The following is a 19,450-nucleotide window of genomic DNA, read 5'->3' on the forward strand; positions in this document are numbered from 1 at the left end:
GTGCCCCCGTCCTCACTCTCTCACGTCACCCCGGACTTGTTCCGGGGTCCATAGTCGTGCGTACGACCCCGGCGGAGCGCGCGTACTACGATGGACCCCGGAACGAGTCCGGGGTGACGGTTGGGGGGTGCAGCTGATGGCCGCGTCCGCTCAATCCGCCGAGCTCTCGCCGGGCACGCGCCTGTTCATCGACTACGCGCCGCTGGTCGCGTTCTTCGCGGTCAACTTCCTCGTGCCCGCGTCCGTGTCGATGCGGCTGGTCGCGGCGATGACGGGTTTCCTGTCAGACCTCGACCGCATCTCCGCGCTCGTCATCGCGCGCGTGATCGTCGCGACGGCGGCGTTCGTGCTGGTCACGATCGCGGCGATGGTGCTGAGCCGCGTCAAGACGGGCCGCATCTCGCCGATGCTGTGGCTGTCCGGCGGTCTCGTCGTCGTGTTCGGCGGCCTGACCATCTACCTGCGCGATCCCCGCTTCATTCAGATGAAGCCGACCATCGTCTATGCGGCGTTCGCGGCGGTGCTGGCGTTCGGGCTCGCGACCGGGCGGCCGTTGCTGGAGGGGTTGCTGGGCACCGCCTATCCGGGGCTGAACGCGGAAGGCTGGCGCAAGCTGACGCGCAACTGGGCGCTGTTCTTCGTCGTCATGGCCGTCCTGAACGAGCTCGTCTGGCGCTCGCTCGGCTGGGACGTGTGGGTAATCTACAAGCTGTGGGGCGCGATCCCGCTGACGCTGTTGTTCGCGTTCGCGAACGTGCCGATGCTGATGCGGCACGGGCTCACGCTGGCGGACGAGGCGGTCGCGGCGAAGCCGCCGGAGGGGTGAGGCGAGCTCTGCGTCTGCGCGCCACTCCCGCCTCCCCGGCGAAGGCCGGGGTCCAGTAACGATCGCCGTGGGGAGGGCGCACCCACGCAGCGCACCGTGACTGGACCCCGGCCTCCGCCGGAGAAGTGAACGGACGTAAGCAGCCTAGGCGTTCGCCACCGCCTCGTAGCGGCGGCCCACCGTGTCCCAATCCACCACGTCCCACCACGCCTTGAGGTACGCGCCGCGGTCGTTGCGGTAGGTCAGATAATAGGCGTGCTCCCACACGTCGTTGCCTAGCAGCGGCGTGCCGCGGTCGGACACCACGTCCATCAGCGGATTGTCTTGGTTGGGCGTGCTGGTGACCTTCAGCTTGCCGCTCTCGTCGGCGATCAGCCACGCCCAGCCCGAGCCGAACTGGCCCGCGCCCTTGGTGTTGAACTCCTCCTTAAGCTTGTCGAGGCCGCCGAAGTCGCGCTCGATCGCCTCCGCCAGCTTGCCCGACGGCTGGCCGCCACCCTTCTTCATCGTCTTCCAGAAGAAGTCGTGGTTCCAATAGCCGCCGCCATTGTTGCGGACGAGCGGCGGCTGCGACGAGATGTTGGCGAGGATGTCCTCGATCGACTTGCCCTGCAGATTGGAGTCGGCGTCGACGCCCTTGTTGAGGTTGTCCGTGTACGCCTTGTGGTGCTTGTCGTGGTGGAACCGCATCGTCTCCTGGTCGATGGTCGGCTCCAGCGCGTCGTAATCGTAGGGCAGCGGGGGCAGTTCGAAAGCCATGTCGTTCCTCCCATTCGGCTCGCGTCGGCTAACGCGGTCGCGCGCCAAATGGTCCCGCCGGGGTCGTTGCGCAAGCGTACTCAGCCGGCCGCGATCAGGTCGTGGCGGCGGAGCGCGTGGCGGAGCTGGTCGTAGGTGAGACCAAGCGCCTCGGCGGTCGCGCGCTGGTTGAAGCGATGCTCGGCGAGCGCCTTGGCCAGCAGCTCGCGCTCGAAACGGGCGACGCGGGATTTAAAGTCGCTAGGCCCGGCGTCGCAGGCGGCGACGACCGTGTCCTCGCCCGCCTGCGGCGCAGGCCCGGCCGGCGGGGCCGCGGCCCCGTTCGACGTGGTGGGTGCGGGCGCCTGGCCACGCGGGCGGTAGGGCGACTGGAACGGGTCGATCTCGATCCGGTCGACAGGCCCTTCCTGCTCCCACCGGTAGACGGCACGCTCCACCACGTTGCGCAGCTCGCGGACGTTGCCAGGCCATTTATGCTCGAGCAGCTGGTCGAGCGCTTGCGGACCGAAGCCGGGCCAGCGCGTCCAGCCGAGCTCCGCGGCCATGCGGCGGCCGAAGTGATCAGCGAGGACGGGAATGTCGCCCGATCGCGCGCGTAGCGGGGGCAGCGTCACGACTTCGAAAGACAGCCGGTCGAGCAGGTCGGCGCGGAACTCGTGCGCGTCGACCTTATCGGGGAGGTGCTCGTTGGTGGCGGCGACGATGCGCACGTCGACGCGGATCGGCCGCGACGAGCCGATGCGCGTGATCTCGCCATATTCGACCGCGCGCAGGAGCCGATCCTGCGCGGCCATCGATAGAGTGCCGAGCTCGTCGAGGAACAGCGTGCCGCCGTCCGCCTCCTCGAACCGCCCCGCCCTCACCTTGGTCGCGCCGGTGAACGCGCCCGCCTCATGACCGAACAGCTCCGCCTCGATCAGCGTCTCCGGCAGCGCGGCGCAGTTCATGACGACGAGCGGCTGGTCCCAGCGCGGGGACAAGCGGTGGAGGCGTTCGGCGACGAGCTCCTTGCCCGTGCCCCGCTCGCCGATGACGAGCACGGGCCTGTCGAGCGCGGCGGCGCGGCTGGCGCGCTCCAACGCGTCGAGAAAGACGCCGGACTGGCCGATAACCTGGGTAGTGCGCTCCATCGCCGATGATTGGCGTAGAATCCCACTAGCTGGCAAGTCGCGAGTGGCGGGATGCGCCAAGCAGGCGTCTAAGTCATTGTGATAGTGTTCTTCTGAAACTTGGCACGTCCCGTGCAACGTCCTTGGCATACCGCATCAAGCGGACGCACGAACGAGATCACGGAGGCCGACATGCTGAACAACGACTTCACCCGCCGCTTCGCCGCCATCGTCTGCACGGTGGTGATGAGCGCGACCTGCGTCATCGGCGCGGTCGGCCCGGCGCACGCCCTGGGCTCCAAGGCCCCGGTCGCCGCGGCGCGCATCGCCTGACCCCAAGGAGTATCTGTTAGATGGGCATCTTCTCCCGCACCCGCGACATCGTCGCCGCCAACTTCGCCGACCTCATCGAGAAGGCGGAGGACCCCGCCAAGATGATCCGCATGATCATCCTGGAGATGGAGGAGACGCTGGTCGAGGTCCGCGCGTCCGCCGCGCGCACCATCGCCGACCAGAAGGAGATGCGTCGGCACATCGCCAAGCTCGAAGACCTGCAGAACAGCTGGACCGAGAAGGCGGAGCTGGCGCTCTCCAAGGATCGCGAGGACCTGGCCAAGGCGGCGCTGGTCGAGCGCCAAAAGGCGGCCGACATGGCCGACCAGCTCAAGGCCGAGGTGTCGGTGCTCGACGACGCGCTCCGCGCGTCGGAGGAGGACATCGCCAAGCTGCAGTCCCGTCTCCGCGAGGCGCGCGCCAAGCAAACGTCGGTGCAGACGCGGCTGGAGAGCGCGAACAACCGCGCCCGCCTCCGCGAGATGTACAACGGGCCGAAGACGCACGACGCGTTCAGCCGCTTCGACGTGCTGGAGCGCCGCGTGGACGACGCGGAGGGCCGCGCCGAGGCGCTGGGATTGGGCGTGCAGAAGACGCTGGAGGAGGAGATCGCCGAGCTGCGCTCGTCCGACCGCGTCGACGCCGAGCTCGAAGAGATGAAGCGCCGCTTGGGCGCCAGGAACCACGGGGAGGGCTGAGATGGAGGACGTTTTCCTGCCGATCGTCATCGTCGGCATCCTGTTCGTCGGACTGCCCTGGGTCATCCTGCACTATGTGACCAAGTGGAAGCAGGCGCCGCGCATCACCGACGAAGACGAGCGGCTGCTGGACGAGATGTACACGCTCGCCCGCCGGCTCGAGGAGCGGCTCAACACCGTCGAGCGGATCGTCGCCGCGGACAACCCCGACTTCAAGGCTGGCATCACGGGCCCCACGCCCGAGTGGAAGCCGAGCCTGAACGCCCCGCAATCACAATACCAGCTCGATCGGAGGAACTGAGATGTCCGCCAGCCGCACCAAATTCTACCGCGACAAGCAGAACGGCAAGGTCGCGGGCGTGTGCGCCGGGATCGCCGATTATACGGGGATCGATCCCACGATCGTCCGGGTCGCATCGGTGGTCCTGCTGTTCGCGACGGGATGGTTCTTCTTCCTCTACGTGGCCGCCGCGCTGATCGCGCCCAAGAAGCCGGCGGGCCTGTACGGGACGCCGGAGGACGCGAAGTTCTGGCAGGGCGTGCGCACCAACCCGCGGCGCTCGACCGCCGAGGTCCGGTCCAAGCTTCGCGACATCGACCGTCGCCTGGCCGACATGGAGACCTTCTACACCAGCCGCAACACGCGGCTCGCCAGCGAGATCGAGAGCCTGCGCTAGGCGCAGCCGGGAACAGGGGAGTTCCGTCCGATGGGACTGATACAGGATTATCTGCCGCTGATCATCACGCTGGGCCTGCTGGTCGGCATGATGGGGGTCGTGGGTTGGATCTACACCACCCACCTCCGGATCAAGCACGGCTATCCGCTGGAGAACAGCTGGGGCAAGGCGATCTACCCGCAGCGGAATGAGGAGACGGTCGAGCGCGTCAAGCTGCTCAGCCAGGAGAACGCGCAGCTCCGCGCCGAGCTGGGGTCGATCAAGGACCGGCTGGCGAACGTGGAGCGGATCGTGACGGACGCGCCGATGCTGCTGGATCGCGAGATCAGCGCACTGCGCGGCCCGGCGAACTGAGGAGAAGCAGCGTGGAGATCAGCCCCTTCATTGTCCCGATCATGGGCATCTCGTGCGGACTGCTCGCCATCTTCGGCGGCGTGTTCGTGAAGCCCTGGCTCGCCTATCGTCAGCGCCGCCTCGAACTGGAGGCCAGCATGGTGGCGGAGAAGGCGGCGCAGTACGCCGCGCAGACCGAACGGTTGGAGCAGCGGGTCCGCGTGCTGGAGCGCATCCTGACCGACCGCGGCCATGATCTGGCGCAAGAGATCGAGATGCTCCGCGACGAGCGGCCGCTGAACTGAGAACAAGAAGAACAAGGGAGTAACGGCGCATGATGACCGGCGCACAATTGATGGTCGTCCTGATCGTGCTGATCGCGGTCATCGGGAGCGTTCTGAAGAGGCCGCGTCACCGCGGGCGCCAATGGGGCGAGCCCGAGCAGGTCGAGAACGCGCAGCTGCGCGACGAGGTGAAGCAGCTGAAGGAGCGCATCCACGTCCTCGAGCGAGTGATCACCGACAACCGGAGCAGCGTCGATCTCGACCGCGAGATCGAGCAGCTGCGCGACCGCTGAAGGAGGCGGCGATGAACGAGTTGAACCTATACGTGACGGTCGCCGTGTCGGGCCTGGCGGGCCTGGGCATGGTGGTCACCGCCGGCCTGTCGGGCTGGCGCGAGTGGGTCGCGCTGAAGCGGCGCGAGCTGGACGTGCGGACCGCGCCGGAGGCCGCGCCGACGTCCAACACGGGCGCTCGGATCGAGATCGCCGACCTGCGCGAGCGCATCCGCAAGCTCGAGGCGATCGCGGCGGGCGTGGACCTGTGATCCCGCTGTTCCGCCCCGGCTGGGTCCCGCGCGACGCGGCGCCCGCGACGCGGACGTTGCCCGGCCAGGGCGGAACGGGTAACGCCGGGCCATGCCGACCCTCGAAGATGTCCGCGACGAGTATGAGTTCCTCGACGCCGACGACCGTTACCGCCTACTGATTGATCTGGGCCGCCAGCTCGAGCCGATGCCGGCGGCGCTTAAGACGGACGCGACCCTGGTCAGGGGCTGCTCGGCGTCGGTCTGGGTCTATCCTACCCGCCGCGAGGACGGCACCCTGCACTTCCTGGCGGATTCCAACGCGGCGATCACCAAGGGCATCATCGCGCTCGTGCTGCTGGCGGTGCAGGACCGCGCACCGGGCGAGATCCTGGCGACGGACATCGACGCTTCGCTTGAGCCCTTCGACCTGAGGCGCCAGCTCAGCTCCAACCGGACGCAAGGTATCCCGAACATGATCGGGTTGATCCGCGAAACGGCGGGCCGCTACGTGGCGGAGGCCTGATCCGCCCTCACGCGGCGGGACGGGCCTGGCGGCGCTCCTCGGCGGCGCGGAGCACCTCGTACGCCGCCTGCACCGCCCGGAAGCGCTCGGCGGCCGCGGCGTCGCCCGGCTTGACGTCCGGATGGTTGGCCTTGGCGAGCCGGCGCCAGGTGGAGCGGACCTCCTCGAACGCCGCGTCCGCCTCCAGCCCGAGCACGTCCAGCGCGCGCATCTCGTCGCGCGAGCGGGTGCCGTTGCCCGGCCCGCCCCAAGCATAGTGGCCGGCCTGGCTGTACGCCGCCCCTTCCCCGCGCTCGCGCCGCTCGCGCGCGGCGGCCTCCTCGGCGTCGAGCCCTTCGAAGTAGTTCCAACCCTTGTTGTACTCGGCCGCGTGCGCTTCGCAGAACATCCAGCGGTCAGGGCTGTTGGGCGACTTGGGCGCGGGCCGGTCGCCGGGCGCGTCGCAGCCGTGCCGGTCGCAGAGCCGCACGTGCGTCGCGCCCCGCTCCGAGCCGTAACCGCGCCAGCGCGGGAAGCCCCAGTCGTTCGATCTGCCGTTCGCGCGCGCCATCGCCCCCGACATAAGCCCGCAGGCGATCCGCGCAACCGATCGCGGCGTCGGTTCATCGACGCGCAAGCTTGGCATGCGCAAACGATTTGCGTAAGCGCCCCCCGTCCCGGCGGTGTTCGGCCGCCTAACGACACGTAATCACATATCGGGAGCCCGCATGCAGACATCCCGTTCGCTGTTGAGCACCTGGCGCGCGGACCTACCCGCGTCGATCGTGGTGGCGCTCGTCGCTTTGCCGCTCTGCCTCGGCATCGCGGTCGCCTCCGGCGCACCCGCCTTCTCAGGCCTGGTCGCCGGCATCGTCGGCGGCATCGTGGTGGGCGCGCTCTCCAAGTCGCCGCTCTCCGTCGCCGGGCCGGCGGCCGGCCTGACCACCATCGTGCTCGCCGCGATCGGTTCCGTGCCGAGCTACCAGGCGTTCACGCTCGCCGTGCTGCTGGCAGGCGCGATGCAGGTCGCGCTGGGGCTGACGCGGTCGGGCGTGCTGGCGGAGTTCGTGCCGTCGTCGGTCATTACCGGCATGCTCGCCGCGATCGGCCTCATCCTGATCCTCAAGCAGATCCCGCACGCGGTCGGCTATGACGGCGACTTCGAAGGCGATTTCAGCTTCTTCGAGCGCGACGGCGAGAACACCTTCTCGGCCATCTGGAACGCGCTCACCTCGGCCGTCTCGCCCGGCGCCGTGCTGATCGCGCTGATCGGCCTCGCTTTCCTGTTCTGGTGGGACGCGAACAAACCCAAGAAGGGCGCGCTCGCCTTTCTGCCGGGCCCGCTGGTCGTGGTGGTACTGGGCGTCCTCATCAACGCGCTGCTCGGCGTCGTCGCGCCCTCGCTCCAGATCGGGCGCGAGCACCTGGTGCAGGTGCCGATCGCGAACAGCCCGGCCGAGTTCATCGGGTTCCTCTCGCTTCCCGACTTCAGCCAGATCGGCAACGGCGCGGTGTGGACCGCGGCGATCACGCTGGCGATCGTCGCCAGCCTCGAATCGCTGCTCAGCGTCAAGGCGATCGACGAGCTCGACCCCAAGCGCCGCACGACCGACAAGAATTGGGAGCTGTTCGCGCAGGGCGGCGGCAACTTCGTCTCCGGCCTGATCGGCGGCCTGCCCGTCACGTCGGTGATCGTACGCTCCTCCGCTAACGTCGCGTCGGGTGCCGACAGCAAGCTGTCGACCATACTGCACGGCCTCTGGCTGCTGCTCTCGGTGGCCTTGATCCCGGCGATGCTGAACCTGATCCCGCTCGCCGCGCTCGCCGCGGTGCTGATCCAGACGGGCTACAAGCTCACCAAGCCCGCGCTGTTCATCCAGCGCTTCCGTCAGGGCTGGACGCAGTTCGCGCCCTTCGTGATCACGGTCGTGGCGATCCTGTTCACCGATCTCTTGGTCGGCATCGCGATCGGCCTCGCGGTCGGGTTCGTGTTCGTGGTCGCGCGCAACTTCCGTACCGCGATCACCTTCGCCTGCGACGGCACCGACTGCCTCGTGCGCGCGCGCCGCAACCTGTACTTCATCCACAAGTACGAGCTGCAGCGCGAGCTGGCCCGCGTGCCGGACGGGGCCGACCTGCTGATCGACCTCTCCGCGACCAACTACGTCGACCTCGACAATGTCGAGATCATCAATTCGTTCATCAAAGGCGCGGAGTATCGCGGCATCACCGTCAAGGTGAAGGGCGACCTCGCCAAGCGTACCGCCCCGCTGATCCGGGCGCCCAAGGCCGAGGTGCAGTTCGCATGAGGGAGCATAAGCAGGTCCTACTCGCCAACAAGGCGTGGGCGCGCGAGATCCTGGACGAGGACGCCGACTTCTTCCGTCGCCAGTCCGCCGGCCAGTCGCCCAGGTTCCTCTGGATCGGCTGCTCCGACAGCCGCGTCAGCCCCGAGCAGATCACCGACACGCAGCCGGGCGGCATGTTCCTCCATCGGAACATCGCCAACCTGGTCCATGCGGACGACCTGAACCTCCTGTCCGTGCTGCAATACGCGGTCGACGTGCTGAAGGTGCCCAACATCGTGCTGTGCGGCCATCACGGCTGCGGCGGCATCACCGCGGCGCTCGACGGCGGCGTGGAGGGGCCGGTCGACAAGTGGCTGGAAGAGGCGCGGCGCGTGCGGCGCGAGCATGCCGACGAGATCGACGGGCTCGCCGACCACGAGGCGCGGGTGAACCGCTTCGTCGAAGTGAACGTCCGCGACCAGCTCCTGAACCTCGCGCGCACCGACACCGTCCAGGGCGCGTTCCGGCGCGGGCAGGACCTGACGCTGTTCGGCTGGGTCTACGACATCCGCGACGGCCTGCTGAAGCCGCTCATGGAGATCGACCGCGACACGCCGCTCGACGGCGTGCCCCGGCCGGGTCGGGTGCTGGTGCCGACGGCGGAGCTGGAGGCGGCGGGGGCGTCCGAGGGTCTCTAGGGTCAGCCGCCCGGCATTTCGAACCTGACCCGCCCGCCCTGCGCGCCGCAGCCGAGCCCGCCGTCGGGGCGGAACGTCTTTTCGAAGCGCGCGGAGCGGAAGACCCCTTCGCCCGCCGGCGAAAAGACGAAGGGCGGATACGAGAGCACCGCGCGCACGCCCTGCGTCCGGCCGTTCGCGGCGATGTCGTACTCCGTGCTGACCCAGCCTTCGAAGCCCCAGCGAGCCGCTTCCATCGGGAAGTCATCCGAGCCGGCGCCCGAGCTCAGCATGTCGGGCGTCTTGTCGACCAGCGCGCACTGATCGGCCGCCAAACCCGACCGGGCGAAGGCGGCGCGCGCGGCGTCAGGACGCCCTTCGGCATGCTCCAGCGACGCCAGACGGATCAGCGCGCCGACCTTTAGCGGGTCGGCCGCGGCAAGCGCCGCGTCGTCCGCCACGGCCGTCAGATGCGGCCGGGCATCGTCGCCTCCTTCCGCGTCGGCGAGCATCAGCCGCGTGACGGCCCGCGCGCGGGGGTCTGCCGCATAAACGGGGTCGGCCAGGGTCTCGTGCAACCGGTTGCGCCAGCGGACGCCGTGCCATGTCTGCGCGCCTTCCGTCCCGCGAACGGCGAGTTCGAGCGCGAGCCTAGCCGTGGGCGGCGCGCCGTTCGCGACCGCCGCCGCCAGCGCTCGGCGGGCCGCGTCGTGAGACTCCTCACGTGGCACGACGCGATTGTAGACGAGCCGGTAAGCCGGGCCGATCAACGCCACGTCCGTGCCGCCGCGCGCCTGCGCCGCGGCATAGGTCGCGCGATCCCGCTCCGCCAACGCCGCCGCGGCGCCGTCCTCGTCCGGCATCGAGGCGTCCTTGGTCGTGAGCCACGCGCCGAGGTCGGCTTCCAGCAAGTCGCCGACCGAGGGGCGTTCGAACGCCGTGGAGCAGCGCATCTCGACACGCGCGTTGTTGCGGAAGAAGGCCGGCAGCTTCTTCACCCCTTCGGGCGACCACGACCACTCGCGGGCGACGCGTGCGAATTCCAGTGCGACGCTCGGCCCGCCCGCGGCGTAGATCGGCGTGGCCAGCGTGACCTCCCCTCGGTCGCCGATCGAGAACTCGATCACGGCGACGTCCGTCGGCTTGAGGCCGGCCTCGCCGCCGCAAGGAGGAGGCTTCATCTCGGCCCCAGGTCCGAAGCCGCCAGGCACGCGCCCTGCTCCCGTATAGGCCATGTACTCGCGTGCCTTCTCCGCTTGACCGCCGAGCAGAAAGGCGAGCGCGGCGTCGCCGCGTGCGGCCACATCCTCCAGGTTCACCCTGGTCGTGAGACCGCCGAGCAGCCGGACGGCACGTGTCGCATGGTCTCGTGCACCCGCGAAATCGCCTCGATTCAATTGCAGGATCGCGCGTCGGCGCGCGAACACTGCCTTGGTCTCCGGCGCGACCTGGATCGGCGCCATGATCGCGTCCGCGCGATCCAACGTCGCTGCGGCGGCGACGGGATCCAGGAAGGTCTGCGTCGCGGCGAGCCTGACCATAGCGCCCAGCTTCAGCGACGGCGCATCTCCGAGCGTCTCGGCAGCGGCGTACTCCTTCGCCGCGGTGGCGTAGTCGAGCGACCTCTCCGCCACACGACCGAGGATAAGATGCGCTTGGTAGCGATCTTCCCGCAGCGTCGGATCGCCGGTGGGCAGCCCCGCCAGCGACGAGCGAAGCGCGGCGACCGCGGCGTCGTCCTGATCGAGGTTGTAGAGCGCATTCCCCTTGCGCACGCCCGCGATCGCCCGCGTGCGCTTGTTGTTGCCCGCCGCCCGCTCCAAACGCTCCCACGCGGCCGCGGCGCCGGCCCAATCCTTCTTCGCCTCGTGCGCGGCGGCGGCGTCGAACAGTTGTTGCGCGCTCTGGCGGGCGGAGGGGGACGCGGGCTGCTGAGCGGCGCCGACAGCGAGCAACGCCGCACCGATCGTGAGTTGTAGGCCCATGTTACGATCCCCCTGTTTCGCGAAGGTTTGCGACGGGCGGCGGGAAAAGGCCAGAGGGTCTGTAAGCCGGGTTCTGTCCTCCCCGCTCCGCTTGAGCCTTGCAGGGCTGGCCCTGCGAAGCCGTGGCGAAGGAGGGATGGGCGACCATTCCTCTCGGGCGACGCTCGCGCGCCGCTTCTAGCCACCAACCCGGGCGACGGGCGGGAACACGCCCATATGCCGCCCCTATTCGGTGTTGCTCCCGGTGGGGTTTGCCGTGCCGCCGCCGTTACCGGAAGCGCGGTGCGCTCTTACCGCACCGTTTCGACCTTGCCCGGCCGAAGCCTGGGCGGTTTGTTTTCTGTGGCACTTTCCCTGGGGTCACCCCCGCCGGGCGTTACCCGGCACCGTCGTTCCGCGGAGCCCGGACTTTCCTCGGCACAACTCGTGTGACGCGGTCGCCCGACCCTCTGGCGGGATCCCTTTAGTCGTCCCCTTGCGGCTTGGGAAGCAGCAAGGCCAGCAGGATCATCCGGCACTCCGCGTCGATCTCCCCGTCGATCAGCTCGGGGCGGAAACGGCGCTGGAACGCCATGATCGCCGCCATGGGCTCGGTCACGTCGTAGCCGAACCGCTCCAGCGCGAGCAGGAAGCCGCCTTCCGTCCAGTGCGGGTCCATCAGGTTCTTGGTCGGCCGGGGAAGCGCGAGGCGCAGGCGCGCGAGGCTGTGCCACGGGAAGAGCTCGCCCGGATCGCGCTTGCGCGCGGGCGCGATGTCGGAATGGCCGACGACGTTGCCGCGCGTGATCGCGTAGCGGTCCTTGATCTCCGCGACGAGCGGGATCAGCGCCGACATCTGCTCGTCCGGATAAGAACGATAGCCGAACTCGTGGCCTGGGTTGACGATCTCGATGCCGATGCTCGCCGAGTTGACGTCCGTCACCCCGCGCCAGTGCGATCGACCCGCGTGCCACGCGCGGCGCTCCTCGGGCACCATGCGCAACACCGAGCCGTCTTCCGCGACGAGATAATGGCACGACACCTTGGCTTCCGGATCGCAGAGGCGCTGGATCGCGGCGTCGGCGTCCTGCATGCCCGTGTAATGCAGCACGATCATGCTGATCGGCAGCGAGCGCTCGTCGTGGTTGGGCGAGGGCGTGTCGATGATCGTCATTGCGGTGCAGAGGCTTGGCGGCACCGCGCGCGCTTGTAAACCGCTTCTCAGGCGGCGGCCCGTCCTCCGGCCCGCTCCGCCGCTTCGTAGAGGCCGCGCCACCGCGGGCTCGGCGCGAAGGCGTTCGTCTGCCCGATCACCGTCTCGCCCGCGCCCAGCACCAGGAGCCCGCCGGGGCGCAGAGCGGCGGCGATGCGGCCGAGCACGGCCTGACGCTGGTCCGCGGCCAGGTACATGAGCAGGTTGCGGCACATAACTAGGTCGAAGCGGCCGGGCGGCTGCTGGTCGGCGACCATGTTGATGCGGCGGAACGACACGTACCGCATGAGCTCGGGCTTCGCGACCCAGTCCGCGCCGTCGGCGTCGAACCAGCGCATCATGCGGCGGATCGGCAGTCCGCGCTGGATCTCGAATTGCGTGAACCGGCCCGCCTTGGCGCGGGCGAGCGCGCCTTCCGACACGTCGGTGGCGAGGATCTCGAACGCGTCCGCGCCGCGCTCGGCGAGCAGCATGGCCAGCGACAGCGGCTCCTGGCCCGTGGAGCAACCCGCGCTCCAAATGCGCGCGCGGCGGCCCGCGGTGATCTCGCCCAGCGCCTCGCCGAGGAGGTCGAAGGTGGGGGCATCGCGGAAGAAGGAGCTTTCCTGATTCAGCAGCGCGTCCACGATACGGTCTCCGAGCTGATGGTCCTGGCCGAGAAGCAGCTCGCGGACGAGCTGGTCGAGGCTCTCCATGCCGCGTTCGCGCAGCAGCGGTTTCAGGGCAGTGTCGAGCCGCCATGCGCGGTCCTGCGCGATCTGTTGGCCCGTGCGCGCTTCGAGCAGGGCGGCGAGCACCGCGGTCGCCCCCTGCCCCGCGCCCGCCGCCTTGGCCGCGCTCAGCATTGCGGACGCCGACGCGACGCGATCACGCGCCCGATCCCCTGCGGATCGAGCGTCGCCGCGGCGAGCCCGGCGGATGCGACGGAGCCGGGCATGCCCCACACCGCGGAGCTGGCGCGGTCCTGCACGACCACATAGCCGCCCGTCGCCGCGACCCGCCGCGCGCCCGCCGTCCCGTCGCGGCCCATGCCGCTCAGCACGACGGCGAGTGCGCGGGCGCCGAAACACTCGGCGACCGAATCGAACATCGGGTCGACCGACGGCGTGCAGCCGCTCGCCTGGGGCTCGGTCGACAGGCGCACCGCCGCCGTCCCGTCCGCCAGCGGCACGCAGCGCATGTGCGCGTCGCCCGGCGCGATGACGATCCGGCCGGGCCGGATGCGCATCCGGTCGGTCGCGACCTCGCAGGGCCTGCCGGCGAGGACGGCGAGCTGGGCCGCGAAATAGGGCATGAACGACGCGGGCAGATGCTGCGTCACCAAGATGGGCACGCTGAATGTCGGCGGGAGCCCGCGCAGCAGCTGCGACAGGGCGTGGATGCCGCCCGTGGAGGCGCCGATCGCGACGATGTCGAACGCGTCGTCGACCACCGGCGCGACGCTCGCGTCGGGCACGGGCCGCACGGCGACCGGCGCGCGGGCGACCGGCGCGTCGGGGAGTAGCAGCCGCTCGATCTTCTCGATCAGCCCCGCCTCAAAGCGGTGGGCGCGCTCGCCCGGTAGCGGCTTCACGAGCGTGTCCGCCGCGCCAAGCGCGAGCGCCTGGATCGTCGCGGCCGCGCCTTCGCCCGCCGCCGACGAGACGACCAGGACCTTGGCGCCCCTGCCGGCCGCGATCAGGTCGGGAAGCGCGGTGAGCCCGTCGATGCCGGGCATCTGGATATCGAGGATCACCAGGTCGACGCTCGCGCCGGCCAGGAACGACAGCGCGGCCGCCGCGGTCGGGACGGAGCCCGCCACCTCCAACCGGTCGGAACCGGCGAGCACGCGCGCCAGCACCGCGCGCGCCACCGCCGAGTCATCGACGATCAGAACGCGGCCGGGGCGCGGCTCGGCCTTAGAGGCAGCGTTGGTGCGCATTGGGAATAGCCGAGCGCTTAGGCGACGCCGACAATCTGAAGCTTGCTCTCGAGCGTGTCGCGATCGAACGGCTTCATGACATACTCGTCCGCGCCGGCCTCTATGGCGGCGCGGATATAGGCCATGCCGTTCTCCGTCGTGCAGAACACGACCTTAGGCTTCCACCCGCCTTCCGAGGCGCGGAGCGCGCGCAGAAAGTCCATGCCGCTCATGACGGGCATGTTCCAGTCGAGCAGGATCACGTCGGGCTGGGCCTCGCGGCAACGCTCCAACGCTTCGCGACCGTCGCCCGCCTCGCTGACGCTGAAGTTCAGCGCTTCGAGGATGTGGCGCGCGACCTTGCGGATCACCTTGGAGTCGTCGACGACGAGACAGGTCTTCATGGGCAGCCTTCCATTGTACGCACAACCGCTTAGCGGGAGAGGAGTGACCAGGTCGTTAAACCGCTGGAGACGGCAAGATCGTCAAGCAGCTTGGGCGAGCGGCGCAGGGACAAGTGCGGCGGGATCAATGACGAGCAGCGGCTCACCGTCGCGTTCGACCAGACCGGTCGCGGCGGCGCGCCAGCCCTCGCCCAGCGCCGCGCCGAACGCGATAGGTCGGCGCTCGAAGCTCGCCACGTCCTCCAACGAGTCGACCAGCACGGCGTAATAGTGGCCGTCGACGCGCGTGATGACCGCGCGCGCCGTCTTGCCGAGCGGCGCGAGACCCAACGCCAGGCCGGTATCGACCACCGTCACGACCCGGCTGCGGAGCGCCGCCAGCCCGCGCACAGCGGGGTCGGCGCGCGGCACCTTCACGATCTCGCCGATGTCGACGACGGAGTCGACGCGGTCGGCCGGAATGGCGACGCCGCGGCCGGCGACGTGCGCGATCAGGAACAGCTCGGTCATGCGGCCCTCTTGGACTGGATACGCGCGGATACCGCGGCGAGGAGCGCGTCGCGGTCGTAGCGGTAGACGGTGCCGACCCCGTCGGCGCCCGCGCGGTCGCGGCTGAGATGCACGGTCGGCACGGCCGGCACCGGCGCGGCGTCGAGCGTCAGCGCCACGGCCGCCTGCTCGCCCGGCGCGAGCCTGGTGACGCAGCGGTAGCCCGCGGCCTCGAGCGTGCCGCGCAGGAACGTCTCCATCCAGCCGCCCTCGTCGGGCTGCAGCAGGCACAAAGGCGCGCTGGCGACCGCATCCGGCTCGTGGACGAACAGGGTGATCGGGTCGACGACCTCGACCTGCTCGTCGCCGATGACCGCCACGCCCATGAAGCGCGGATCCAGCGCGGGTGCGAGTTCGGCCGGCAATTCGACGATGTCGATCGGCTCGGCGATGGCGTAGCCCACCTCGATCGCGCCGTCCGTCAGGCGCAGCACGGTCGCCTCGCGTCCCTCGGCGACCGGCGCGTTGGCGTGCAGCGGCAGAAGGCGCTCCTCGACGGCGAGCCGCAGCCGTCCGGCGGTGTGGGAGATGGCGTCGGCGGAAACGGTCTCCACGCGGTCGACGCAGGCGAGCGCAATCGCGCGGCGGCGACCGTCCAGATCCTGGAACAGGAGCGCGGCTGCGCCCTGGCGCTGCTCGGCCTGCTGCTCTTCGGCGACCTCGTATGAGCCGAAGCGCAGGCCGGCATAGGCCGCGACCCCTGCCCCGTCGAGCAGCAGCATGGGCCGGCCCGAGTCGGGCAAGGTTTGCCCGGCGTAGAGCCCCGTCGCCATGATCGCCGGCGCGGCCGGCTTCACGACCAGTTCCTCCGTGTCGATCACCTCGTCCACCGCCAGCGCGAAGGCGCCGTCGCGCGTGGCGACGATGATCATGGTGTTGAGGTCGAAAAAGAGCGAGCTTCTGAGGTCGAGCAATCCGGCCAGGTCGACCAGCGGCAACCGCACCCCGCGCACCGTTACCACGGGCGTGTCGCCCAACAGGTCGACGCGCACCGCGTCGCCGCGCACCGTCACGATCTCCTCGACGGTCTGGCGCGGCAGCGCATAGCGCTCCCCGCCCGCGCCCACGACGATGGTGGACAGGATGGAGAGCGTGAGCGGCACCTCCATAACGACGGTGAGACCGCGGCCGGGCCTGTTGTCGAGCGACACGCGCCCGCCGATCTGCTCGACGTTGGCGCGAACCACGTCCATCCCGACACCTCGGCCGGAGATGTCGGACGCCACGTCGCGGCTGGACAGGCCGGGCGCGAAGATCAGGTCGAGCTTGGCCGCTTCCGGCATGGCGGCGAGCGTCTGCACGTCGTGAAGGCCCACCTTGGCGGCCTTGGCGACAACGCGGCCGACATCGATCCCCGCGCCGTCGTCCGCGACCTCGATCATGATGCGATTGCCCGACTGCCGCGCCGAGACGCGCAGCCTTCCGGTTTCGCGCTTGCCGGCCTCGCGCCGGACGGCGGGAGCCTCGACGCCGTGATCAATCGCATTGCGTATAATGTGGACCAGCGGGTCGCGCATCATCTCGATCATCTCGCGGTCGAGCTCGACGTCCGCGCCCTCGATCTGGAGCTGCACCGCCTTGCCGAGCGATGCGGCGGTGTCGCGCACCATGCGGGGCAGCGCGGAGAAGAGCGCCTCGATCTTCTGCATGCGCGTGCGCGTCACCGTGTCGCGCATCTCGGCGACGGTGGCGGACAGGCGCTCCAGCGCGGCCTCGGTGCGCGGGTCGGCGTCGCCCTCGCGCATGCGGCGGGCGAGCTCGTTGCGGGCGAGCACCATGTCGGACATGCCGCTCATCATGCGGTCGAGCAGCTCGACGTTGAGCCGGACGCTGCGGGTGGGCGCGCGCAGGTTGCCGGACCCGCCGGCGGCGATTGCGGGCGCGGCGTCCTCGGCCAGCGCGGCGATCAACAGGTCCTCCGCCGAGTCGTCCAGCGCGTGGCCGGCGTCGATCGCCTCCACGATCTCGCCGATGCGGTCGACGATGGCGAGGACCGCGTTGACGAGCTGCGTGTCGGGCGCGCGCTTGCCGTCGCGCACCGCCGCGAGCACGTCCTCCGCCGCGTGGCTGAGGCGGGCGAGGCGCGGCAGGTCGAGGAAGCCGCAGCTCCCCTTCACCGTGTGGACGAAGCGGAAGATGGCGTCCAAGCGCGCGCGGTCCGTGGGATTGGCCTCCCACGCGACGATCTCGCCGGAGAGCGCCTCCAGCGTCTCCCGCGTCTCCGCGATAAATTCCTGCAGCAGCTCGTCCATGGGCTCCCCGTATTCGGAGCGCTTCATGGACGAGAGCCGGTTACCAGCGGGTTTACCCCGCGCGCAGCGCCGCGCCCAGTATCATCACGTCGTCGGCGGGCTCGGACACCTGGATGCGGCCGCCGCTGTTTCGGACGAGCTCGTGCGTGACATAAGCGGCGGCCGAGCGGGCGGTGACGCCGCCCTCCGCCTCGCCGTCGACGAGCATGCGGCGCAGCTCGGGGTCGAGCACGATGCGCTGCCCTTCCATCTTCACCACGATCTCCGTGACGCCGTTATTCTCCTCCGCGCCGACGTCCAGGCTGCCGCCGCGGACCAGCGCGTCGGCGGCGAGGAGGACGAGGTTCAGCAGCACCTTGGTGGCGGGCTTGGTCAGCGTCGGCTCCTCGACGTACCAGCCGAGCTCCACGCGCTTGTTGTCGGCGACCAGGCCACGCACCGCGGCCTGCGTCTCGCGCGCGTCCACCGCCTCGCCGTAACCGCCGCCCGCGCCGAACGCGAGACGATAGAATTTCAGCTTATTGGCGGATACGCGCGCGCTCTCGGCGAGCAGGTCCATGCAGCGCTCGCGCATCGCCGGGTCGGTCTCGTCGGCGAGCAGCTCCAGCCCGTTGTTGAGCGCGCCGACCGGCGACAGGAGGTCGTGGCACAGACGCGAACAGAGCAGGCTCGCGAGGTCGACGGGGCTGACGGTCATCGTTGGGCCTTATCCGGAAAGCGCGCTCTCTGGCGCGGGCGGGCCACTAACGCAAGTGAACGGCACGGGCTCGAAGCGGCCGTGCACCGCCCCGTCGCGGACCGCGCGCCAGAGCCTCGCCTCTCCCGCCCCGACGATCAGCCATAGCCAGCCGTTCGGCTCCGCATCGGCGGCGTCCCGTGCCGACGGGTCGGGCGAGCCGGTCGGGTGAGAGTGGTAGCAGCCGAGGATCGCCGGCCCGTCCGCCCTAGCGGCGCGGTGCGCGGCGAGGAGGGTTGCGGGGTCGATCTCGAAACGACGGTGCGGGTCGTCGGCGACGTTGCGGGCGGGCCGGTGCGCGGTGATCCGATCGTCCGCCCCAAGTAGTAGGCCGCACGCCTCGCGACCGCTTTCCGCAATCGTTTCGGTCACGATCGCATCCAGCGTTTCCGTTGTAATCCGCACGATCATCCCCATATCCGTCGCACATGGACCGGGGGGTTTCCATCATCGAAGCGCGCATCGGCGCAGGTGCGGACGGTTGGCGTCTGGACCGCGCGCTGGCGGACGCGATCCCCACCTTGTCGCGCGAGCGGCTGAAGGTGCTGATCTCGGCCGGCGCGGTCACCCGCGCGGGCGAGCAATTGCGCGATCCGGCGCGGAAGGCGCGCAAGGGCGACACCTTCGCCGTCGCCGTGCCGGAGCCCGAGCCGGCGCATAACGAGGCGCAGGACATCCCGCTCTCGGTCGCGTTCGAGGACGAGCATCTGATCGTCGTCGACAAGCCCGCCGGGCTGGTGGTGCACCCGGCGGCGGGCAATCTCGACGGCACGCTGGTCAACGCGCTGCTGCACCATTGCGGCGGCAGTCTGTCCGGCATCGGCGGCGTGGCGCGGCCAGGCATCGTGCATCGGATCGACAAGGACACGTCGGGCCTGATGGTCGCGGCCAAGACGGACCGGGCGCATGAAGGCTTGGCCAAGCAGTTCGCGGCGCACAGCATCGACCGGCGTTACCTCGCCATCGTCTATGGCGTGCCCAGGCCGGCGGAGGGCGTGGTCGACGCGCCGCTCGCACGGTCGCCGCAGAATCGCAAGAAGGTCGCGATCGTCTCGACCGGCAAGCGGGCGGTCACGCACTACCGGACCGTGCGGAAGCTGCGCGACGCCGCGCTGGTCGAATGCCGGCTGGAGACGGGCCGGACGCACCAGGTCCGCGTCCACATGGCGTCGATCGGCCACTCGCTTATCGGCGATCCGGTCTATGGACGCGCCAAGGGGAGCGTGGGCGCGGTCGCGAAGCAACTTGGGTTTCAGCGGCAGGCCCTGCACGCCGCATATCTGGGCTTCACCCATCCGGTGACAAGCCGTCCTATGGCGTTTGAAAGCGCTTGGCCGGGCGACATGCAGGAACTGTTCATTAGTCTTAACGTATAGGATGCGTGCACCGCGCGGGTCGCCTGCGGTTCACCTCCAGCATA

General features: G+C 69.7%; 25 protein-coding genes and 1 other RNA gene. 13 read left to right on the plus strand and 13 right to left on the minus strand.

What is annotated here, in order from left to right; genetic code table 11:
* Positions 1-136: 136 nt before the first annotated feature.
* The gene (locus tag CKY28_RS02430; RefSeq protein ID WP_095996903.1) at positions 137-826 is read left to right on the plus strand and encodes an inner membrane-spanning protein YciB; all 690 of its coding nucleotides are present in this window, start codon (positions 137-139) and stop codon (positions 824-826) included.
* 144 nt (positions 827-970) lie between these two features.
* Here the strand turns inward: CKY28_RS02430 and CKY28_RS02435 are convergent, their stop codons facing one another.
* On the minus strand, positions 971-1,585 hold the full coding sequence (locus CKY28_RS02435) for a superoxide dismutase (RefSeq protein ID WP_095996726.1): 615 nt from the start codon (positions 1,583-1,585) through the stop codon (positions 971-973).
* An 80-nt stretch (positions 1,586-1,665) separates the two neighbouring features.
* Complete coding sequence (gene pspF / locus CKY28_RS02440; protein ID WP_095996727.1) at positions 1,666-2,715, minus strand: phage shock protein operon transcriptional activator; 1,050 nt, start codon at positions 2,713-2,715, stop codon at positions 1,666-1,668.
* 171 nt (positions 2,716-2,886) lie between these two features.
* Between pspF and CKY28_RS18490 the strand changes: the two genes are divergently transcribed.
* The 9 genes from CKY28_RS18490 (at position 2,887) to CKY28_RS02480 (ending at position 6,068) form a co-directional block, all read left to right on the plus strand.
* Positions 2,887-3,027 carry a hypothetical protein gene (locus CKY28_RS18490; protein ID WP_176472923.1) on the plus strand — a complete coding sequence of 47 codons (141 nt, stop codon included), beginning with the start codon at positions 2,887-2,889 and terminating at the stop codon, positions 3,025-3,027.
* A 20-nt stretch (positions 3,028-3,047) separates the two neighbouring features.
* A complete protein-coding gene (gene pspA, locus CKY28_RS02445) occupies positions 3,048-3,725 on the plus strand; it encodes a phage shock protein PspA (protein WP_095996728.1) in 678 nt (225 codons plus the stop codon).
* A 1-nt stretch (position 3,726) separates the two neighbouring features.
* A complete protein-coding gene (pspB, locus tag CKY28_RS02450) occupies positions 3,727-4,026 on the plus strand; it encodes an envelope stress response membrane protein PspB (protein ID WP_095996729.1) in 300 nt (99 codons plus the stop codon).
* Between the two features lies 1 nt (position 4,027).
* Positions 4,028-4,402, plus strand: a complete 375-nt coding sequence (gene pspC, locus CKY28_RS02455; RefSeq protein ID WP_095996730.1) for an envelope stress response membrane protein PspC — start codon at positions 4,028-4,030, stop codon at positions 4,400-4,402.
* Between the two features lie 30 nt (positions 4,403-4,432).
* On the plus strand, positions 4,433-4,756 hold the full coding sequence (locus CKY28_RS02460) for a hypothetical protein (protein ID WP_095996731.1): 324 nt from the start codon (positions 4,433-4,435) through the stop codon (positions 4,754-4,756).
* 41 nt (positions 4,757-4,797) lie between these two features.
* Positions 4,798-5,040, plus strand: a complete 243-nt coding sequence (locus CKY28_RS02465) for a hypothetical protein (protein WP_425442479.1) — start codon at positions 4,798-4,800, stop codon at positions 5,038-5,040.
* Positions 5,041-5,072: 32 nt separating this feature from the next.
* A complete protein-coding gene (locus tag CKY28_RS02470; protein WP_176472937.1) occupies positions 5,073-5,312 on the plus strand; it encodes a hypothetical protein in 240 nt (79 codons plus the stop codon).
* An 11-nt stretch (positions 5,313-5,323) separates the two neighbouring features.
* Positions 5,324-5,563, plus strand: coding sequence for a hypothetical protein (locus CKY28_RS02475; protein WP_095996732.1), 240 nt, complete (start codon positions 5,324-5,326; stop codon positions 5,561-5,563).
* Positions 5,564-5,654: 91 nt separating this feature from the next.
* The gene (locus tag CKY28_RS02480; RefSeq protein ID WP_095996733.1) at positions 5,655-6,068 is read left to right on the plus strand and encodes a SufE family protein; all 414 of its coding nucleotides are present in this window, start codon (positions 5,655-5,657) and stop codon (positions 6,066-6,068) included.
* 7 nt (positions 6,069-6,075) lie between these two features.
* Here CKY28_RS02480 and CKY28_RS02485 read toward each other — a convergent pair whose 3' ends face one another.
* The gene (locus CKY28_RS02485) at positions 6,076-6,618 is read right to left on the minus strand and encodes a J domain-containing protein (protein ID WP_095996906.1); all 543 of its coding nucleotides are present in this window, start codon (positions 6,616-6,618) and stop codon (positions 6,076-6,078) included.
* A gap of 157 nt (positions 6,619-6,775) precedes the next feature.
* On the opposite strand from CKY28_RS02485, the gene CKY28_RS02490 reads away from it, so the two are divergent.
* Together CKY28_RS02490 and CKY28_RS02495 are read left to right on the plus strand one after the other, a co-directional pair.
* Positions 6,776-8,356: a SulP family inorganic anion transporter gene (locus CKY28_RS02490; RefSeq protein ID WP_095996734.1), complete on the plus strand. Its 1,581-nt coding sequence runs from the start codon at positions 6,776-6,778 to the stop codon at positions 8,354-8,356.
* Complete coding sequence (locus CKY28_RS02495; protein WP_095996735.1) at positions 8,353-9,033, plus strand: carbonic anhydrase; 681 nt, start codon at positions 8,353-8,355, stop codon at positions 9,031-9,033. Before CKY28_RS02490 ends, CKY28_RS02495 begins: the two co-directional genes overlap by 4 nt.
* Before the next feature lie 2 nt (positions 9,034-9,035).
* Here CKY28_RS02495 and CKY28_RS02500 read toward each other — a convergent pair whose 3' ends face one another.
* The 10 genes from CKY28_RS02500 to CKY28_RS02545 form a co-directional block, all read right to left on the minus strand.
* On the minus strand, positions 9,036-10,997 hold the full coding sequence (locus CKY28_RS02500) for a hypothetical protein (protein ID WP_095996736.1): 1,962 nt from the start codon (positions 10,995-10,997) through the stop codon (positions 9,036-9,038).
* Positions 10,998-11,043: 46 nt separating this feature from the next.
* Positions 11,044-11,450, minus strand: an RNA gene (gene rnpB / locus CKY28_RS02505) — RNase P RNA component class A.
* A gap of 10 nt (positions 11,451-11,460) precedes the next feature.
* Positions 11,461-12,150, minus strand: a complete 690-nt coding sequence (locus tag CKY28_RS02510) for an N-acetylmuramoyl-L-alanine amidase (protein WP_095996737.1) — start codon at positions 12,148-12,150, stop codon at positions 11,461-11,463.
* Between the two features lie 47 nt (positions 12,151-12,197).
* Positions 12,198-13,034, minus strand: coding sequence for a CheR family methyltransferase (locus CKY28_RS02515; RefSeq protein ID WP_095996738.1), 837 nt, complete (start codon positions 13,032-13,034; stop codon positions 12,198-12,200).
* Positions 13,028-14,110, minus strand: a complete 1,083-nt coding sequence (cheB, locus tag CKY28_RS02520) for a chemotaxis-specific protein-glutamate methyltransferase CheB (protein WP_095996739.1) — start codon at positions 14,108-14,110, stop codon at positions 13,028-13,030. The genes CKY28_RS02515 and cheB overlap by 7 nt, the downstream gene beginning before the upstream one ends.
* A 17-nt stretch (positions 14,111-14,127) precedes the next feature.
* Positions 14,128-14,493: a response regulator gene (locus CKY28_RS02525; protein ID WP_095996740.1), complete on the minus strand. Its 366-nt coding sequence runs from the start codon at positions 14,491-14,493 to the stop codon at positions 14,128-14,130.
* Positions 14,494-14,574: 81 nt separating this feature from the next.
* Positions 14,575-15,003 (minus strand): chemotaxis protein CheW, encoded by a 429-nt coding sequence (locus CKY28_RS02530; protein WP_095996741.1) that lies wholly within the window; start codon positions 15,001-15,003, stop codon positions 14,575-14,577.
* On the minus strand, positions 15,000-17,294 hold the full coding sequence (locus CKY28_RS02535; protein WP_095996907.1) for a chemotaxis protein CheW: 2,295 nt from the start codon (positions 17,292-17,294) through the stop codon (positions 15,000-15,002). The genes CKY28_RS02530 and CKY28_RS02535 overlap by 4 nt, the downstream gene beginning before the upstream one ends.
* Before the next feature lie 52 nt (positions 17,295-17,346).
* Positions 17,347-17,991 carry a histidine phosphotransferase family protein gene (locus tag CKY28_RS02540; RefSeq protein WP_095996742.1) on the minus strand — a complete coding sequence of 215 codons (645 nt, stop codon included), beginning with the start codon at positions 17,989-17,991 and terminating at the stop codon, positions 17,347-17,349.
* A 9-nt stretch (positions 17,992-18,000) separates the two neighbouring features.
* On the minus strand, positions 18,001-18,447 hold the full coding sequence (locus CKY28_RS02545) for a M67 family metallopeptidase (protein ID WP_425442478.1): 447 nt from the start codon (positions 18,445-18,447) through the stop codon (positions 18,001-18,003).
* An 11-nt stretch (positions 18,448-18,458) separates the two neighbouring features.
* On the opposite strand from CKY28_RS02545, the gene CKY28_RS02550 reads away from it, so the two are divergent.
* Positions 18,459-19,406: an RluA family pseudouridine synthase gene (locus tag CKY28_RS02550; RefSeq protein ID WP_095996743.1), complete on the plus strand. Its 948-nt coding sequence runs from the start codon at positions 18,459-18,461 to the stop codon at positions 19,404-19,406.
* The last annotated feature ends 44 nt before the right edge of the window (positions 19,407-19,450 follow it).

The sequence above is a fragment of the Sphingomonas lenta genome (assembly GCF_002288825.1).
GTDB classification, from domain to species: domain Bacteria; phylum Pseudomonadota; class Alphaproteobacteria; order Sphingomonadales; family Sphingomonadaceae; genus Sphingomonas; species Sphingomonas lenta.